At 70.5% G+C, this 17,400-nt stretch carries 14 protein-coding genes; 9 read left to right on the top strand and 5 right to left on the bottom strand.

The features are described from left to right. Positions 1 to 116: 116 nt before the first annotated feature. On the bottom strand, positions 117 to 1,187 hold the full coding sequence (locus IEZ15_RS32605) for a cytochrome P450 (protein ID WP_373302666.1): 1,071 nt from the start codon (positions 1,185 to 1,187) through the stop codon (positions 117 to 119). A gap of 273 nt (positions 1,188 to 1,460) precedes the next feature. Here IEZ15_RS32605 and IEZ15_RS32600 point away from each other — a divergent pair, with 273 nt between their 5' ends. After that, entirely contained in the window at positions 1,461 to 2,264 is an 804-nt protein-coding gene (locus IEZ15_RS32600) for an alpha/beta fold hydrolase (RefSeq protein ID WP_189280575.1), read from the top strand. 73 nt (positions 2,265 to 2,337) lie between these two features. On the opposite strand, the gene IEZ15_RS32595 is transcribed toward IEZ15_RS32600, so the two are convergent. After that, positions 2,338 to 3,399 (bottom strand): ParB/RepB/Spo0J family partition protein, encoded by a 1,062-nt coding sequence (locus tag IEZ15_RS32595; RefSeq protein WP_189280574.1) that lies wholly within the window; start codon positions 3,397 to 3,399, stop codon positions 2,338 to 2,340. A 558-nt stretch (positions 3,400 to 3,957) separates the two neighbouring features. Then, entirely contained in the window at positions 3,958 to 4,101 is a 144-nt protein-coding gene (locus IEZ15_RS32590) for a hypothetical protein (protein ID WP_157987047.1), read from the bottom strand. Positions 4,102 to 4,545: 444 nt separating this feature from the next. Here IEZ15_RS32590 and IEZ15_RS32585 point away from each other — a divergent pair, with 444 nt between their 5' ends. The 3 genes from IEZ15_RS32585 to IEZ15_RS32575 all read left to right on the top strand — a co-directional run bounded on the left by IEZ15_RS32585 (position 4,546) and on the right by IEZ15_RS32575 (position 8,104). Continuing rightward, a complete protein-coding gene (locus IEZ15_RS32585; RefSeq protein WP_189280573.1) occupies positions 4,546 to 5,751 on the top strand; it encodes a helix-turn-helix domain-containing protein in 1,206 nt (401 codons plus the stop codon). Continuing rightward, positions 5,748 to 6,380: a transcriptional regulator gene (locus IEZ15_RS32580; RefSeq protein WP_114243109.1), complete on the top strand. Its 633-nt coding sequence runs from the start codon at positions 5,748 to 5,750 to the stop codon at positions 6,378 to 6,380. The genes IEZ15_RS32585 and IEZ15_RS32580 overlap by 4 nt, the downstream gene beginning before the upstream one ends. A 77-nt stretch (positions 6,381 to 6,457) precedes the next feature. Continuing rightward, positions 6,458 to 8,104 carry a pyruvate, phosphate dikinase gene (locus IEZ15_RS32575; RefSeq protein WP_189280572.1) on the top strand — a complete coding sequence of 549 codons (1,647 nt, stop codon included), beginning with the start codon at positions 6,458 to 6,460 and terminating at the stop codon, positions 8,102 to 8,104. 903 nt (positions 8,105 to 9,007) lie between these two features. Here the strand turns inward: IEZ15_RS32575 and IEZ15_RS32570 are convergent. After that, complete coding sequence (locus IEZ15_RS32570) at positions 9,008 to 9,715, bottom strand: ArsR/SmtB family transcription factor (RefSeq protein ID WP_189280589.1); 708 nt, start codon at positions 9,713 to 9,715, stop codon at positions 9,008 to 9,010. A gap of 395 nt (positions 9,716 to 10,110) precedes the next feature. Between IEZ15_RS32570 and IEZ15_RS45340 the strand changes: the two genes are divergently transcribed. From IEZ15_RS45340 to IEZ15_RS32545, 5 genes are all read left to right on the top strand, one after another. Further along, a complete protein-coding gene (locus tag IEZ15_RS45340; RefSeq protein ID WP_229846246.1) occupies positions 10,111 to 10,335 on the top strand; it encodes a GNAT family N-acetyltransferase in 225 nt (74 codons plus the stop codon). Positions 10,336 to 10,420: 85 nt separating this feature from the next. Then, positions 10,421 to 10,942, top strand: a complete 522-nt coding sequence (locus tag IEZ15_RS32560) for a transposase family protein (RefSeq protein ID WP_189280571.1) — start codon at positions 10,421 to 10,423, stop codon at positions 10,940 to 10,942. Positions 10,943 to 10,947: 5 nt separating this feature from the next. Then, positions 10,948 to 11,421: a DUF6643 family protein gene (locus IEZ15_RS32555; protein ID WP_114243114.1), complete on the top strand. Its 474-nt coding sequence runs from the start codon at positions 10,948 to 10,950 to the stop codon at positions 11,419 to 11,421. Between the two features lie 248 nt (positions 11,422 to 11,669). Beyond that, positions 11,670 to 12,278: an Rv1733c family protein gene (locus IEZ15_RS32550; protein WP_189280570.1), complete on the top strand. Its 609-nt coding sequence runs from the start codon at positions 11,670 to 11,672 to the stop codon at positions 12,276 to 12,278. A gap of 152 nt (positions 12,279 to 12,430) precedes the next feature. Further along, positions 12,431 to 14,869: a right-handed parallel beta-helix repeat-containing protein gene (locus IEZ15_RS32545; protein ID WP_189280569.1), complete on the top strand. Its 2,439-nt coding sequence runs from the start codon at positions 12,431 to 12,433 to the stop codon at positions 14,867 to 14,869. Here the strand turns inward: IEZ15_RS32545 and IEZ15_RS32540 are convergent. Next, on the bottom strand, positions 14,839 to 17,148 hold the full coding sequence (locus tag IEZ15_RS32540) for a hypothetical protein (RefSeq protein ID WP_373302665.1): 2,310 nt from the start codon (positions 17,146 to 17,148) through the stop codon (positions 14,839 to 14,841). The genes IEZ15_RS32545 and IEZ15_RS32540 overlap by 31 nt on opposite strands. Between the last annotated feature and the right edge of the window lie 252 nt (positions 17,149 to 17,400).

Here is a 17,400-nt window from a genome sequence, read left to right as displayed (position 1 = left end):
TCCTTCTGGTTCTGCCTGCCTTGGTTTCGCCGGCCTTCTGGAGCTACCGGTCTCTCAGGAGCCGCGCCCCGGCCCTCATGGCTCTCCGGTCGGCCGTGGGCTGCCCGGCTGACGACTCACCAGGTCACCCGCAACGAGTCCAGCCCGCGCGTGATCAGCCCGTCCTTCCACACCACGGCGGAGCGCGCCGTGGGCTCGTCCTCGGTCAACCGCAGCGCGGGGAAGAACGCGAACAGCTGCAGCAGCGCCGTTCGTACCTGCAGCCTCGCCAGCGGTGCTCCGAGACAACGGTGTATTCCGTGCCCGAAGGTGAGGTGGGCCGCCGACCGGTCTTCTCGCAGAATTTCAGGTTCGGTAAATGCCCTGTCGTCGCGGTTTCCGTGCAGCAAGGAAACCACCACCGCTTCACCCGCCCGGATGCTGATATCACCGAGTTCGACGTCCTCAAGAGCCACCCGCGGAAAACTGAGGGCCGTGGACGGGTTGGCGCGCAACAATTCTTCGACCAATTCGTTCACCCGTGACTCATCCTTGACGAATTCCCTGGGAACGCCTCCTTGGAGTATCGCCAGTGCGGCAAGGCTGATCTGCCCCACCGTCGTCTCATAGCCGGCGGTGAGAAGTGCCAGGCCGAGACTGACGAGTTCGGCCTTGGACAGGGCGTCGCCGTCATGGGCCCGGATGAGGTCGGTCAGCAGGTCGTTGTCGTCACGTTGCCGCTTGCGGTCGATGAGGGTGGACATGTAGTCGACCAGCAGGAGCCGTTGCCGGCTCTTCTCCAGATCGCTGCTGGCGGTGATGTCGAACAGCACCTCCACGGAGGAGTCGAAGATCTCCCGGTCTTCGACGGGCACCCCGAGCAGGGTGCCCAGTACGGCCACGGGCAGGGGTTCGGCGAAAGAAGTCACCAGGTCGGCGGGGCTGCCGCAGTGGCTCATACCCTCCAGGAGGTCCGCCGCGGTCCGCTGCACCAGCGGGGCCAGGGCGGCCACCTTCCCCGTGGTGAAGGCCGCCGCGACGATCCTGCGCAACCGGGCGTGGTCGGTGCCGTCCAGGCTCATGATGGACGTGGGGGACGGAGCCGCCGAGTTCAGCCGTGGGGCACCGGGGACTACCGCGGCGGCCCGGCTGAACCGCCGGTCGGACAGCACCCGGCGGCCCAGGACGTAGTCGCTCACCAACCACATGGCGTCGCCGGGCGGGGTCCGTATGCGTTTCACCGGAGCGGTGAAAGCACCGGTCATGAATTGCGGTAACGGACCCAGCTGATGCAGATGCAGTACGGCAGACAACCCCGACACCTCGCCTCTTCTCTGAAACCAGCCGGACAATCGGCCCGATGACCAACTCGTCTCATTCATGCGATATTTGGTGGCCCCGTTCCGAACGTCAGCGTAGCCGCGCACACGAGATGTGACCACGAACGCTCGGAACGTCAGAACAATAACGAGAGGTTTCCCATGGATTTTCCGACCAGGCAGGGCACATTCAGCACCGGCCTGCCCCATCTGGCCTTCGGCTCCGGGAAGCCGCTGGTCTACCTGTCCGGATTCACGATGACGCACACGGTGCCGCCCCCCGGGCCGCAGCGCAGGAGAGCGGCCCGGCTGGTGGCTCCGTTCGTCGCCGCGGGGTACGAGGTCTTCTGGACCAACCGCCGCCCGGGCATGCCGGTCGGCACGACGATGGGTGAGCTGGCCGACGAGCACGCCGAGGCGCTGCGCACACGGTTCTCCGGCCCCGTTCCCGTACTCGGCCACGGGACCGGTGGCTCGATCGCCCTCCAAGTGGCGGTCGATCACCCCGAAGCGGTGGACCGGCTGGTCCTGGCCAGTACCGCGTACGCCCTGGGGTCGGCCGGCAGCCGTTTCCACCGGGACCTGCTCGCGGCGGCCGAACGAGGCCGCTCCGGCATGCACCGGGCCGCTCCCGCCATCACCCGCAACCCGGTGCTGCAACGCCTGCTGGTGGCCCCCCTGTGGCTCGCGGGCCGCCTGGATCCACCGCCGCCGGACCCCTCGGACATGAAGGCGATGCTGCTGGCCGAGGACTCCTTCGATGTCCGGGACCGGCTGGCCGAGGTGACGGCACCCACCCTTGTGCTGTGCGGCGGCCGCGACCACATGTGTCCGCCGGAGATGTTCGACGAGACCGCCGCCGGGATACCCGGGGCCCGGTTGGTGCGGTACCCGCGACGGGGCCACAACATCCTGGCGGCCCCGGAGTTCGTCCACGACGTCCGCGCGTTCCTCGACACCCCCTGAGCGCGATGGGCACGCACGCCGGGACCGGACGCACAGCCCGGCCCGCGTCCCGGCGTGGCCCCGGTGCCCTGCTTCAACCCGCCTCCGTCGATCCCTCGGACGTGCGTTCCGCCAGCCGATCCGCCAGGAGCTGCCACGCGTTGGCGCACTCCCGGGCGAGACGGGCCACGACCTCCTGACGGTGGGGCGGGACCGCGTCCACGATCCGGGACCATCCATCGGCGTCGACCGAGGAGGCCCGCAGCGCACGCAGCAGGATCTTGCCCGCCATGGTGAGCCGCAGCGAGGGGTCCTTGCTGAGGCTCACCAGCAGGACTTCGCTGGCCGGGCAGCCCGACCGAACGGAGCGCCGGGCCGCCGAACCCGCAGGGCTTTCGCGCGCGCCGGCCTGCTGCTGTTGCGGCGTGACCAGCGGCTCACCACGGTTGAGCCGGGCCCGGACGTCGCTGGCCGTGGCCGCCGAGATCCCGGCGAGCCTGGCGATCTCCCGCAGCGAGGCATCCGGGTTGGCCTTCATCAACTCCCCGGCGCGCAGCCGTCCCTCGGCTCCGTTGCGGGGGCGCATGCGTCCGTCCCGGCCGATACTGGCGTTCGGCTGCTCATTTTGCGCAGTCGAACGCTGCCGTATCGCCCCCACCGTGTTCGCCGCCAGCCCCACGACCTCCGCGATCCTGCGGTCGGACCACTGGGGGTGCGATGCGACGATCCGGGCCGCCGCGGCCTTCCGGTCGGTCAGCGACAGAGGCAGTCCGTGCTCGCTGTTCAGCCGGACCGCCAGCACGAAGGCGTCCGCCTCCGCGCCGTCGAAGTAGCGGACCATGATCCGGTCGTCGCCGCGCACGACCGCTGCGCGTAACCGGTGTGCACCGTCGATGACGCGCATCGTGGGACGATGCACGACGATGGGCGGGAGCCGTGTCTGCAGCGTTGCGAGCAGTTGGACGTGCTCCTCGTCCTCCCCACCGGATCTCGGGGTGTCCGAGGTCGTCAGGGCTGCGACGGACACGCACTCGATGGCCGATGACTGAGCGGCCCCGGCGGCCGAGGACGTGCCCGTCCCGCTGCCCCGTCCCGGCACGTCGAAGCCGGACACCTCCGGCGTGCGCGCGGCATGGGCTTTCAATCTACCGATCATTGATCAATCACCTCGGGTGCGTGTTGGGGGCCGGAGGGCGATCGTGCGTCGGAGGAAATGAGCAGCCGGGAGGGCTGCTGTGGTGGGTGCTTCCGGTTTGGCTCAGCGGCTCACCGCGCCGAACCGGCGTGAACGGAATCAGGCGCCGCGCGGGCACACCGATGGGATTTCACCCATGCTTTTTCGGCGTAATACCGCCGCGGGCGGATCCGGTGCGGGAAGAGGACGACAGCAATGGTCGTGGCGGTGAAAAAGCGCAGACCGCACAGCCTTCGCATACGAAAGTCGCCCCCCATGGCAGAATATCCGCGTCCAGCGGATTCCTTACTCGCCCTTCGGTCACGGAGCACCGTGACACTGCGAAAATTTGATCGCTTTCGGTCGATGTCTGTCAAGATGAAGATCCTGTACAGGGCATTCGTCAGCACCGCTGCGGGCTGATCATTTCTCCGGCCGCCGACACCGTCGAAGCCTGGCGCCGCAAGGGCGAGACAGCGATGATGACCCTTCGTACCGGACCATCATCCCGGTGGACCCGGAGGGCAAAACACACGGTCATCACGTGCGGAAGGAGGTGTTCCGATCACGGCGGCGCACCTCGGCGAGGAGGTCCGGCCACTCGAACCGGACACCGCCGTGGGACCGCTGGAGCCGGCGCAGCAGACGCCGACGCGCGAGCCGGAAGGCTATACGGCACACCACCAGCGAAATTCCAGGAGCCACCGCAATGAAAGAAAGCCCGAAACAGTAACGCGGTCGCGGTTCATAGGCACCGAGAACGGCACAGCAAGCAATGGCTTCGATCTCGTTACGGCTGAGTAATCCATAAGGTGCGGCCATCGATCGAGGATCTCAACGCCTGAAGATTCGGGCAAGGATTTACTTGGCGCATCCCGAAGTCGGTGCATCCCAGCAGGGAGGGAGCTTCACGAACCCATAGAGAAATACGGCGACCGCACCGGTCCGGTCGGCGCTTTCTGACGGCTCGTCCGGCCGGCCCCTACGGGCCTGGGCGACCGGCAGCCTGAACCGGTCGGCCGACAGCCGTCCGCTTCGCACGGTCCGGGACTCGGATGGTCTCATCATCAGGATGTTCCGTGTATCTTCTGCTGTGAACGGCGGCGAACGGACAGGGAGGTGTCGCGGATGGTGCGTCTGACCCGGGCTCAGCAGCAGGAGCGCACGCGCGCGGCCGTACTCGCCGCGGCGAAGGCGGAGTTCACCGAGCGCGGCTACGCGGCGGCAAAGGTGGACGAGATCGCCGAGCGGGCCGAGCTGACGCGTGGCGCGGTGTACTCGAACTTCCCGAGCAAACGCGCTCTCTATCTGGCGGTGCTGGTCGACATGGTCGAGCGTGCCGCCACGGCTGAGCACAGCGACTCCGCGAATCGGAGCGGCACGACGGAGCAGAACGCCATCGCGGAGTCTGGCACCACCAGCACGGTCCCGCAGCCTCCGGCACCGTCCGAGGGATCCATCGCCGACGCGTTGGGCGCATTCGCCCGGACCTGGCTCGAACGAATGCCCCTGGCCGACGGCACCCCCTCCTTCGGCCAGGCGCATCTCCGCTCGCCGGCCGGGGTTCTCGACGACGAACCGATCCGCGACGCGTTCGGACAGGTGACCCACCTCGAGGCTCTGCTGCTGGCACTCGCGCTCGAGTCGCACGCGCCCGCCGACGCCCCGTTCGTGCGCCAAGTCCGGCGGGCCCAGCTGGTCCTGAGGCTGCTGGAGGGCCCGGGGGCCTCGGCGGATCCGGCGCTCGGCTTCGGCGACCCCTTCGACATCGTTCAGGCCTGCGCGCATCTGGGCGGGCTCGCCCTCGCCGACACCTGGAACCCTCCGCACCTGCCCTACGTCCCGCCGGCCCGAGCCTGCCGGGACCGCTGGTCCCCGCCGCAGGAGCTGCAGGATCTCATCACGCACCGCCCCGTCGGCTTCGCCGAGGACGGGGTGATCACGCTCCTCGGCACCAACCGCCTGAAAGCCGCCGAGGAGGCTGTCCGCGCCGCACGGACCGGCGACCGGATCACCGTGGTCGTCACGACGGCGGACCCGGCCGAGACCGGCCGCCTCGTACAGCTGAGGGCCGGTGACTTCGCCCGGTGCCTGCGGCGCGTGTTCGAACCCGGCGCCTGGCCACGCCTCCGCCTCGTCCTGGACGAGCGCGGTCTGCTGGCGTCGGCCGTCGGCGTACCGGACGCCGACGACGCCACCGAGTACGCGGTACGCGTGCAGCACGGCACGATCGTCACCCGAGCCCAAGGACCCGGTGCCGCCCATGGAGCGGCCACCTTCGATCTCACGACCGCAGATGTCTCCCACACCACACCTGATGGGGCCGCGCCATGACCCAGCCTGTTTCGTCCCACACCACCAGCACCGACCTGCTGGTGCTTCACACCCTCCGCTGCATCGGCTTCTCCGGCCTCTCCGGGGTGGCCAGGGCGTCGGGACTCCCCGAGTCCGACGTCGAATCGGAACTGATCGACCTCGCCGTGGCCGGACTCGTCACCCATGCCGCGGGCGACTTCGGCGGATGGGGCCTTACGGAGGAGGGCCGAGCCGCGGACGCCGAGCAGATCGCCGACGAGTTGGAGGAAGCCGGAGCCCGGGCCCGACTGACCGCGGCGTTCGACCGGTTCCTGGTACTCAACCCCGAGCTGCTCGATCTCTGCACGGCATGGCAGACCCGCACCGTAGACGGCTCCATGACGATGAACGACCACAGCGATCCCTCCTACGACGCCCGGGTGCTCGACCGGTTCACGGAGTTCCACCAGCGTGCCGAGCCCCTCTGCGCCGAGCTGTCCGCGGCGTTGCTCCGCTTCCAGCGCTACCCCGTCCGGCTCGCCGACGCGCTCGCCCGGGCGAGGGCCGGCGCTCTGGAGTACGTGACGGACAGCACGTCCTCGTATCACACCGTGTGGTTCCAGCTGCACGAGGACCTGCTGGCCACCCTCGGCATCCCGCGCCATTGAATTCGCCGCCCGCCACCCCGCGCATGGCGCAGACCCCGCAGCCGAACCAGCAAAGGCGACGCAGAGATGACCACGCGATGACCTGGATTCACCCGATTTCGGCCGAGGTCGAGGAGACGGCGGAAGTCCTCGGCGGCAAGGCACTCGGTCTCGTCGTGCTCCGCCGTCTGGGACTGCCCGTGCCGCCGGGCTTCGTCATCAGCACGGAGGCGTGCCGCACCTTCCTCCGCACCGGAGGGCTGCCCAGCGGCCTCGACGCCGAACTGGCGGCCGCCGTCGACGACCTCGAAGCCGCCACGCAACGCAGGCTCGGCGGTCCACAGCGACCGCTTGCGGTGTCCGTCCGCTCCGGCGGCAGCGTGTCGATGCCCGGCATGATGAGCACCGTCCTCAACCTCGGGCTCACCACCGAGGCGACCACCACCCTGGCCGACGAGACGGGCGACCTGCGGTTCGCACTCGACTCGCGGCTGAGGTTTCTGACCAGCTTCGCCTCCGAGGTCGCCGGCGTGGGCCCGGAGAGCCTGGCGGGCATCGACCGTGCGCTCGCCGGACAGGACACCGACACGAGCCGCCTCGCCGAGGCGATCCAGGACGTCGAACAGCTCATCGCAGAACGCAGCGGCGACAGCGTGCCCGAGGACGCCACCCGCCAGTTGGAGCTCGCCGTCGAGGCCGTGTTCTCGTCGTGGAACACACCGCGCGCGAAGACCTACCGCGAACTGCACGGCATCCCGCACGACCTCGGCACCGCCGTGACCGTACAGGCGATGGTGTTCGGCAATCGTGACCAACGCAGCGGGACGGGCGTCGCGTTCAGCCGTGATCCCAACACCGGCGAGCATGTCCCGTTCGGTGAGGCCCTGTTCGGCCGCCAAGGCGAAGACGTCGTCTCGGGCTCGTCACTGACCGAGCCCCTGAGCGAACTGGCCGACCGGGAACCCGAGGTGTGGACCCGCCTGCTGTCCGCCCTGACCCGGCTCGAGGAGAACTACCGCGACGCGTGCTACGTCGAGTTCACCTTCGAGGCGGGCGAACTGTGGATCCTGCAGGTGCGCCGCGGGCGGTTCGTCGGGCGCGCAGCAGTCCGGGTCGCGGTCGATCTGGCCGACGCGGGAACGATCGGGCGCGACGAGGCGCTGCTCCGCGTTTCACCGCAGCACCTCACCCACGTACGTACGCCTCGGATCACGGCGATCGAACCCCGCGACCTGTTCACCCGGGGGCTGGGCGCCTCCCCGGGAGTCGCTGTCGGCCGAGTGGCGACCACCGCCGACAGCGCGGCCCGGCTCGCCGCGGGAGGGCCGGTCGTCCTGCTGCGCCCCGAAACCTCCCCGCTCGACATGCACGGCCTGGCCGCCGCCGCCGGGGTGGTCACCGCTCGCGGCGGCCCGACGAGTCATGCGGCCGTGGTGGCGCGGTCGATGGGGAAACCCGCCGTCGTGGGTGCCGCGAACCTCACCGTCGACGCCGCCGACGGCTGCGTCCGGGCAGGCGGACGCACCCTGCCCGAAGGCACCTTCATCGCCCTTGACGGAACGGGCGGAGAGGTCGTCGTCGGCGAGCCCCGCATCGACGCGTCCTCGACCGACCCACAGCTGCACCGGCTGCTGGGCTGGGCCGACGACGTCACGGGCGGCAGGACCACGGGCCGCAACGAAGCCGAACGCCTCGCCTCGGCACAGGCCGCCCTCCGGCGGACCGGCGACGGAGCGGAGAGCTGACGGCGTTCATACGGGGGGCGCGAGACTCGGCAGCTGCCGTCGAGGACATGACACCCGCAGGCGGTGAGACCGAGGCGGCAGTGCTCGTACTGCCGCACAGCCGCTCGGTCAGCCCCGGCACTTCACCCTTGAGCAGCCCCCGCTCAAGAGCGAGGCGATGTGCTGGACGAGCGGCGAGCGGCGAGCGCCGGGGCGTCGTCAGTGGGCGAGACGTCCGCAGCGTGCTGGATCCACGGCTGGTTGGGGTGGGCCGGCTCGCGCTCGGCATCGGCGCGATGTACGTCCGCTACCGCAGAATAAACAGGCTCGTCACCGGCCTCGGGGGCGTCTCCTGATCGTCTGGTCCTTCTGGTTCTCCGTGTGCCGCAACCGCGCACTGGCAACCACCGAGATCGAGACCGCGGGGGCCGGCCAGGATCTTCGGCTTGGGCTCGACAGCCGGCCGAGCGAGCGTCATGACGCTGTGCCGGAATCAGCGTCGAACGAGCATCGCGACCCAGCAGGCTCCTGCGCTCCCCCGCCTCCGGAGCACCCGCTCAACGCCACGACAACACCGTCGCCCGCGATGGACTGCCATGTCCGCTCTCGAATCCCCTTACCTACGAAGGGAGTTGGTTACCCAGGAGCGCGAGTCCGGGACGCGAGCTGACGGACATTTGACATGTTCAGGCAGATATTACGCCCAAGACGCACATGACGGCCCCCACGGGGCCCGGGGGCGTCACCAGGGCCCCGGGGAGAGTCCTGTTCGCCCAACTTGGTCACGGGCGTGGGTGTGGCCCGGACTCAGTACGAGCGCGGAGCTTGTAGATCACGAGGGTGTCTGGTGCGCATCGGACAACATTCGCCTTGCCGACTGCCGTGGGGTCGGCCGCGTCTACATTGTCGACGACCGCCAAAGGATCAGAGTTCAGCTGGCGGCAGGCCGAGGTGGTCGTGCCATGCCCGACGGCCGGCGGGCGTCACGATGAGGGCGCGGGTAGTGCCGATGCGCGTCATCCATCCGGTGGCGAGTGCGTGGGCGCACAGGGCAGCACCCACCGCGCCCGCCAGGTGGGGACGGCGCTCGGTCCAGTCAAGGCATGCGCGCACCGGCGGTCGGCGTGAGCCGCCAGGCACCGTGATACCGGCCTCGGCCAGCCAGAGGGCGCCCTTGCCGGTCAGGCCCGGCTCGGGCCCCCACTCCAGCAGGCCGCGCTCGATCATCGCGTCGGTGATCGCCAGCGCGACGGCTCCGGCCAGGTGGTCGTAACACAGCCGCGCACGGGCCAGTGCCTGCTGTCGGCCGGAGGCCGACAGCGAACGTGGTCGGGCGCTGCCCTGCGGTGCCAGCGCGGCAAGACTCTCGATCAGTTCGACCACCCTGCGGTCGGCCACCCGTACGTAACGGTGGCGTCCGTGCCGCTCCTCGACGAGGAGCCCGCCGCTCACGAGCAGGTTCAGATGCGACGTCGCGGTGGACGGTGCGACCCCGGCATAACGCGCGAGCTCATTCGCCGTCCACGCCCGGCCGTCGAGCAGCGCCAGGCAGAAGGCTGCCCGGGTTCCGTCGGCCAACAACCCGGCCACGCCCGCCAGGTCCACACCCACATCCTGACCTGCACGCTGAATGTCCACGTTCCCATTGTCGCCGACGTCCCTTCGACGTTCGTCGAAGCGTCCACGTCCTAGCGTCGGCACGTGCGCAGGGCTCGCCGACCCCGCACCTGCATCTGCCCGCGAGGCCGTGCCGCCTCCGCTCACCTCTGGAGCAACCATGACCGCGTCACCCCAGCCCGAACCCCGGACGGACCTCGTGGTCACCGACGCCCCCATCCCAGCGGACATCGCGGCAATCTCCGACGCGCTGGACCGCTTCAACACAGAGCTCACGGGAATCGCCGACCGCAAACCGCTCGCCGTCCTGGTCCGTGATCCCGAGACGCACCAGGCGGTCGGCGGACTGACCGGGCGCACCTCGCTCGGGCTGTTCTTCATCGACCTCTTCTACCTGCCGCCTCAGCTGCGTGGCAGCGGGCTGGGAAGAGATCCTTCGGCAGGCCGAGGACGAGGCCCACGCCCGCGGCTGCCGCACAGTGCTCTACACGATCACCTTCCAGGCCCCCGGCTTCTATCACAAACAAGGGTGGAAGCGTCTGGGAGAGGTCCCCTGCGATCCACCGGGCACCAGCCGCATCTTCATGAGCAAAGAACTCGCCGCACCGACCGGCAACTCGGTCCGGCCCCGGTAAGGTCGCCGTGCTCGTTGCCTCATCATCTTTCCCGTCCGCTCTGCTCCCGCCACCGACCGCCTCCGGGGCGTCACGGTCCAGGGCAGTGGTGCCGTCCGGGCTGCTCGACGCACTGGCCCGAGTGCTCGATCCGCGAGATCGCCGTGGGCGACGCTTCGCCCTGGCAACGCTGCTGGCCGTCGGCGTCTGCGCGATGACCTGCGCCGACCACAACTCCCTGGTGGCGATTGCGGGATGGGCACGTCGGTGTGAGCAGGAGGTCCTGGCCCGGCTCGGCTGCCCCTACGATCCGTTCGCCGGGTGCTACCGCGTTCCCGGCGAGCGCACGTTGCGTGACGCGTTCGCCCGCGTCGATCCCGCAGCGCTCACGGCGGCCGGGTTCGCCCGCCTGGCCAAGCTGCGGCCGCCGCCCCTCTCCCCGAGCGCCCCGGACGAAACCCGCGAGCGCGGACAACGCCGCACCCACCGCGAGATGACCCGCGCTCGCACCCCCGCTGTCAACGGAAGCTTTGACGATGTTTCAGCAGGTCAGACAGACAGAACCAGCGTAAAACGGATGATCCCAAGATTGGGTCTCCCCAACCGGCACATCGTGGGCTTAACTTAGGTGTCATGACCTCCCCCCGCTCCACCTACGGCGGCGGCTACTACGCCGCACCGTCGTTCCCCGACACTCCGATCTACGACTCCCTGGTCGCGGAGCGGGGCACCCCTCAGATCGCTCCGATCCGAGTGCCTGCCGCCTATGACACCGGCAACAGCTATCTGCCGGCTCTCCCGGCGGCGCTGCCGGCTCTTCCCGCGGCGCCTTCCCAGCCCAATCCGTCGTACGGCTACCAGCAGCCGGCCCAGCAGGGCTACGCGCCGATGCAGCCCGCACAGTTGCAGCACGCCCCGGCGCCGTACATCCCGCAGCAGCCGACCGCGGCCCGCGGCGGGTACCAGGCGCCCTACCCGCCGCAACAGCAGCGGCCCGCACCCGGCACCGGTTACGAGGCGATGCGTCCGGCGTCACCGCGCCCCGCCCCGGCACCCTCGCCCTACGAGGATCCGTACAACCGCCCGTACCAGGGCCGGGGGTACTGAGCCGGGAATCGCACGAGGTCGCCGTCGAGCCATGGGGACTCGACGGCGACCCCGGTGTGCCCGCACCGGCAGTACAGCCCCTCGGTCGCACACGCCCCGGACGGACCGTCAGCCCGGACCGATGAGGCAGGGGAACTCACGGGGGCAGTCCGCGCGTTGGTCAGGGTGAGGTTGCTCTCTCTTCGCTGCTCCGGCGAGCGAAGCGTGCCGTATCAGGTTAAGACGGATACGGAAGGGGGTGCAGGACTGTGCGAGCGGTTACGGGAGTGTGGCGTTGGCGGCGCAATCCCCTGCGCCGCGCCACTGACCGGCGCGAGGCATGGGTGGCTCTTGTCGCACTGCTTCTCATGGTGCTGGCGGCACCGGCAGTGGGCTGGGTGTGCGGTTCGCTCACGGACGACGCCCTGCAGGAATCGGTGCAGGCCCAGCAGGCCCAGCGTCGTACCACGACCGCGGTCGTGGTACGCCGGGCCCCGGGAGCATCACGTCTCGTCACCGATCCCGAAGTGTCCTCGGAGCGCACCACGCAGACCTCGGTGGTGGCGCGCTGGAAGGCCCCGGACGGCACGGACCGCCGCGGTACGGTGACCACCTCCTCCCGCAAGACGGATCCCGGGGCCGAGGTGAAGATCTGGACCGACCTCGACGGCCGCCCCGCGCTGCGGCCGATGGACGCACCGACGGCTCATACGCATGCGGCTCTGGCCGGGGTGGGGGCGACGCTGCTCGCCGTCGGAGTGGTCGAGGGCGGTCGGCGCCTGATCGTCTGGCGCATGGTGCGGGGGCGGTACACCCAAATCGACCGAGCCTGGGCGAAGGCCGGTCCGGACTGGGGCAGGACCGGGACCGGCAGCTGATCAGCTGCCGATCGGGTCAACTCCCGCCCGCCGCGCGCGCTACGGTGGACCGGCCCGCCCGCTTCCTCGGTGGGCGGGCCCGGGGTTCGTCGCTGCCGCAAGGCCGGTGACACGGGCATCACATACGCACGAGGTGGGGGCACAACAGCGCCATGGCACAGGGCACGGTCCAGGTGACGCACACCGGCACATCGCGGTGGCGGCGCCGCACAGGCGAATACGCCTCCCTCACCGCAGCCCTGGAGGCCGCGGCCGACGGTGATGTCCTCACCGTCGCGCCGGGCACCTACCGGGAGAATCTGGTGCTGCACCGCGCGGTGACGCTGCGCGGCCCCGAAGGCGCGGTCGGTTCCGTTCGGATCGCACCGGTCGACGGCGTGCCGCTGACCGTCCGTGCCTCCGCCGTCGTCTCGGACCTGCATGTGGAGGGTCAGGACTCGACGGCCCCGGCGCTGCTCGTCGAGGACGGCGCACCGGAGCTCGCGGATCTGCGGATCGTCACGCGTTCGGCCGCCGGGATCGAGGTGCGCGGTGCGGCCCGGCCGACCGTACGCCGCTGCACGGTCGACAACCCGGCCGGGGTCGGCATCGCCGTACTCGACGGTGCGGGCGGGGTGTTCGAGCAGTGCGAGGTCGTCTCGGCCGGCCAGTCGGGTGTCTCGGTACGTGACGGTGCGCATCCGCGGCTGGAGCGCTGCCGGATCCACCATGCGTCGGGCGCGGGGCTGAGCGTCACCGGCGAGGGCAGCGGCCTGGAGGCCGTCGGCTGCGAGGTGTACGAGATCAAGGGCAGTGGGATACAGGTGACCGCTCGCGCGGCCGCCCACCTCACCGACTGCACGGTGCACCGCACTTCGGCGGACGGGGTCACGCTCGACACGGACGCCGTACTGACACTCGCAGACTGCGACATCCACGACATCCCGGAGAACGCGGTGGATCTGCGTTCCCGTTCGGTCCTCACCCTGACCCGCTCCACGGTGCGCCGGTTCGGTCGCAACGGCCTGTCCGTCTGGGACCCCGGCACCCGGGTCGACGCCAACCAGTGCGAAATACATGACAGTACGGGCGACTACCCGGCGGTCTGGGTGAGCGACGGGGCGACCGTGATACTGGACTCCTGCCGGGTCCACGACGTACCGGACGCCATCTTCGTGCTCGACCGGGGATCGCGCGCCGATGTGGTCGACAGCGATCTGTCCCAGGTCCGCAATACCGCGGTGTCGGTGAGCGACGGGGCGACCGCCCAGCTCGACGACTGCCGCATCCGTGAGGCGTCCACCGGCGCATGGTTCCGCGACCACGGCAGCGGCGGCACGCTGAACAACTGCACCATCGACGCCGCGCAGACCGGAGTGATCGTCACCAAGGGCGCCGACCCGACGATCGAGCGCTGCACGGTCACCTCCCCCGCCGAGGCCGGTTTCTACGTCTCCGCCGAGGGCCGCGGCACCTTCCACAGCTGCCGGGTCACCGGAAGCGAGGGCTATGGCTTCCATGTGATGGACGGCTGCCGTACGACTCTGACCCGTTGCCGTACCGAGCGGTGTGCCCGCGGTGGATACGAGTTCGCCGAGGGGGGCACCGCCCACGGCGACGGCACGGGAGCGGGGCCCGTCGTGGAGGACTGCACGAGCGACGAGAGCGCGCTGCGCTCCCCCGCTCCCCCGGCCCCGACCGTGCTGACGGCGACCCAGTCGGCATCCGGGCTGCTCGGCGCGGTCCCCGGGCCCCGTGCCGCTGAGCCCACCCCGGCCACGGTGCCCGCCGCTGAGCCGGTACGCGCGTCGGACGCCGTCCTCGGGGAACTGGACGCGCTGGTGGGCCTGGACAGCGTGAAGCGGGAGGTGCGCGCCCTCACCGACATGATCGAGGTCGGCCGCCGACGTCAGGAGGCCGGGCTCAAGGCCGCGTCGGTCCGGCGCCATCTCGTCTTCACCGGCTCCCCCGGCACCGGCAAGACCACCGTGGCCCGGCTGTACGGCGAGATCCTCGCCTCGCTCGGTGTGCTGGAGCGCGGCCATCTGGTCGAGGTGTCCCGCGTCGATCTGGTCGGTGAACACATCGGCTCCACTGCCATCCGGACCCAGGAGGCCTTCGACCGGGCGCGCGGCGGGGTGTTGTTCGTCGACGAGGCCTACGCCCTGTCACCCGAGGACTCCGGCCGGGACTTCGGCCGGGAGGCAATAGACACGCTCGTGAAGCTGATGGAGGACCACCGGGACGCGGTGGTCGTCATCGTCGCCGGGTACACCCATGAGATGGAGCGGTTCCTCACCATCAACCCCGGTGTGGCGTCCCGCTTTTCACGGACCATCACCTTCAGCGACTACGAGCCCGCCGAGCTGCTGCGGATCGTCGAGCAGCAGGCCGACGAGCACGAATACACCCTGGCGTCCGGGGCCGGGGAAGCGTTGCTGAAGTACTTCACGGAGCTTCCCAAGGGCCCGGCCTTCGGCAATGGGCGGACGGCTCGGCAGACCTTCGAGTCGATGGTGGAGCGGCATGCGGGCCGGGTCGCCCAGCTCGCCGAGCCGAGCACGGACGACCTCACGCTGCTCTATCCGGAGGATCTGCCGGAGCTCCCCTGAGCCCGTGGGGTGTCCTCGGCCCCCTCCCCGTCGGCCTGGCGCGGCAGGACCGGTGCCAGCCGGTCCAGCAGTGCGGCCCGCTCCTGGGCGAAGACCGGGTCGGCCTGGTAGTCCGAGTGCCCCAGAACGGGTTCGGGCAGCGGATGCTCGGGGGTGCGCCCGTAGACCAGGGGGTCCTTCAGCGGCCCCCGGTCCACCTCGGGCCCCGGTCCCTCGTCGAGCCGGACCCGGCCGCCGATCGGGTCGGTGGCCCGCCAGAGGTTGCGCCAGCAGTGCACGGACCGGTGCAGTCCGTGCAGCGGTGCGGGGCCGAAGTAGGCCGGGAACCAGCGCGCGTACAGTCGCTCGATCGGCGAGCCGTAGGTGAGCAGGGCGACCCGGCTCCTGGTCTCGGCGGACAGTTGCCAGACCGCGGACGCTGCGAGGACGCTGCCCTGGGAGTGGCCGGAGATGACGAGCCTGCCGCGGGTCTGTCCGGTCCAGCCGGACATCCGTGACGCCAGATCGGGGACGGCGCGCTCGGCGTAGCAGGGCGGTGCGAAGGGGTGGGCGGCGCGCGGCCAGAACGTACCGACGTCCCAGAGGATGCCGATGGTGCGCCGGGCGGAGGCGTCGCGGTAGGCACGCCGTCCCCAGGTGACGAAGAGTATGAAGCCGAGTCCGACCATCCAGGAGCCGGTCGACTGGGCCGCTTCCGCCGCGGACTCGGCGAACGGGCCGCTTCCCTCCATCGCGAGGCCGGGCACCTCACCGCTCGCCCAGGCCCCGCCGACCGCCGCCGCACCGAGCAGCAGCGCGGCGCCGGAGACCGGGCCGAGGATCCAGGGCGCGGAATCGGTGAGGGCCGCCGTGGCCCGGATCCGGGCGATCTGCCGGGTCCGGGCGGCGTCCGGCCGCTGCGGCCCGTACTCCCGGTCGACCTCGGGTTCCAGAGCTCGGGCGGCGAGCCATGTGCGTACGAGCAGCAGAAGGCCCGGTACCGCCAGCAGCACCAGAAGCACGGGGATGACCGAGGCCTGCCAGCTGAGCAGCACCGGCGGTCCCTCGATGGCGGAGTTCCTGCCCATGCCCGGGGTGCCGGAGCCGTCGAGCCAGTCGGCGACGCGCTGGGCGACCCCGCCGGTCATGACGCCGCCGAGAGCGCACGCGAGCATGGCGACGGCCGGTCCGCCGAGTCCGTACATGACGGTGCGGGGTTCGGGGGTCCGGCGGTACAGGCCCAGCGACACCACGGCGAGGATGACGACGAGCGCCCCCTGACCGAGCGTGACGACACTGAAGGTGACATCGCCGGGCAGGGCGCCCGCAGAGACCCAGGCGGGGCGCGACCACGCCGCGTACACCGCGGCAAGGACGAGCAGGGCCAGGGCGGCGCCGGGCAGATAGGTGATGAGGGCATGGTCGAGCCGGTTGTCGAGACGTCGTTCGCTGCGGCCGCGGCGGCAGACGACCCAGAGCACGACGAGCGCGCCCACAACCAGCGCCGCCTCGACCAGCCTGCCGAGGATCTCGGGCACGGGGCCGGTGACCGCGCGGTCGTGGCGGGCCGCGGCGCCCGCGACCGATGCGGCGACGGTGAGGAATCCGGCGGCGGTGTGGGCGGCGCGCAGCCGGGCGACCAGCCTGCGGCCGTACCAGAAACCGGGTCGGCCGAGAGCCGGGCGGCCGCCGACCGCGGTGCCGGTGGTGTTCATGTCGTGAGCGGTCTGGATGTCGACGTCATCCGGTTCGGATCCGGTGAGCGGGCGCTGCGATTCGTACGCGCTCCATGTCCGGTTGGACAGGAACCAGAGCAGCCCCACCAAGGCGGTGGGCACCAGAGCGGCAAGGGCGAGCCTTCGGCCCGGCTGGGACCACCAGCCGCCCTGTGCCGTCGACAGGAAGCCGAGCCATGACCGCCGGTTCGAGCAGTCCGGCACGCCTGCGCACTGCCAGGCGGTCAGATCGAGCGCGACTTCGCACGCCGCCGCGGTCAACAGGACCGTGAGGCTGAGCGCGACGAGCCGGACGAGGACGCCGTACAGGCGCACCGCGCGGGTACGGCCCCGCGCGGTGGGGCGCATCCAGTGGGCGAGGTTGACCACCATGAACGGGAGCAGCAGCAGCCACAGGGCGCGGGAGCCGTTGCCGGATGTGAGGTTGGACCAGCAGTAGGCCTCGGCGATGGGCCGGTCGCGGTACCGCTCCGGGTGCTGTTCGGCGTCCATGTCCTCGGCGCGGCGGTAGATGGCGGCGGTCGCGTCGCCGGTGACCCGGACCGGACGCGGATCGTCGAGCATCTCCTGCGGGGTGGCTCCGCCCACGCCATGGACCAGCAGTTCCAGCGCGGGCCCCGGACTCTGCGGGGCCTGGGTGACAGGTGGCACTGGAGTGACTCGCTCTCTCGGTCGTGGGGGTGCTGATGCACGGTCACCAGAATCAGGGAAGAGGGCCGGTGCACGCACCGCTCTCACGGAATCTCCCCAGTGCGACGCCCTACGACACCGCGTGGCAGGATGACCCCGTCCGAAGAGACTGTTGCACGGCCAGAG

Origin of the sequence: Streptomyces atratus, assembly GCF_014648655.1 — a bacterium.
Lineage (GTDB): Bacteria > Actinomycetota > Actinomycetes > Streptomycetales > Streptomycetaceae > Streptomyces > Streptomyces atratus.
This window is presented reverse-complemented; position numbering and strand designations above follow the sequence as displayed.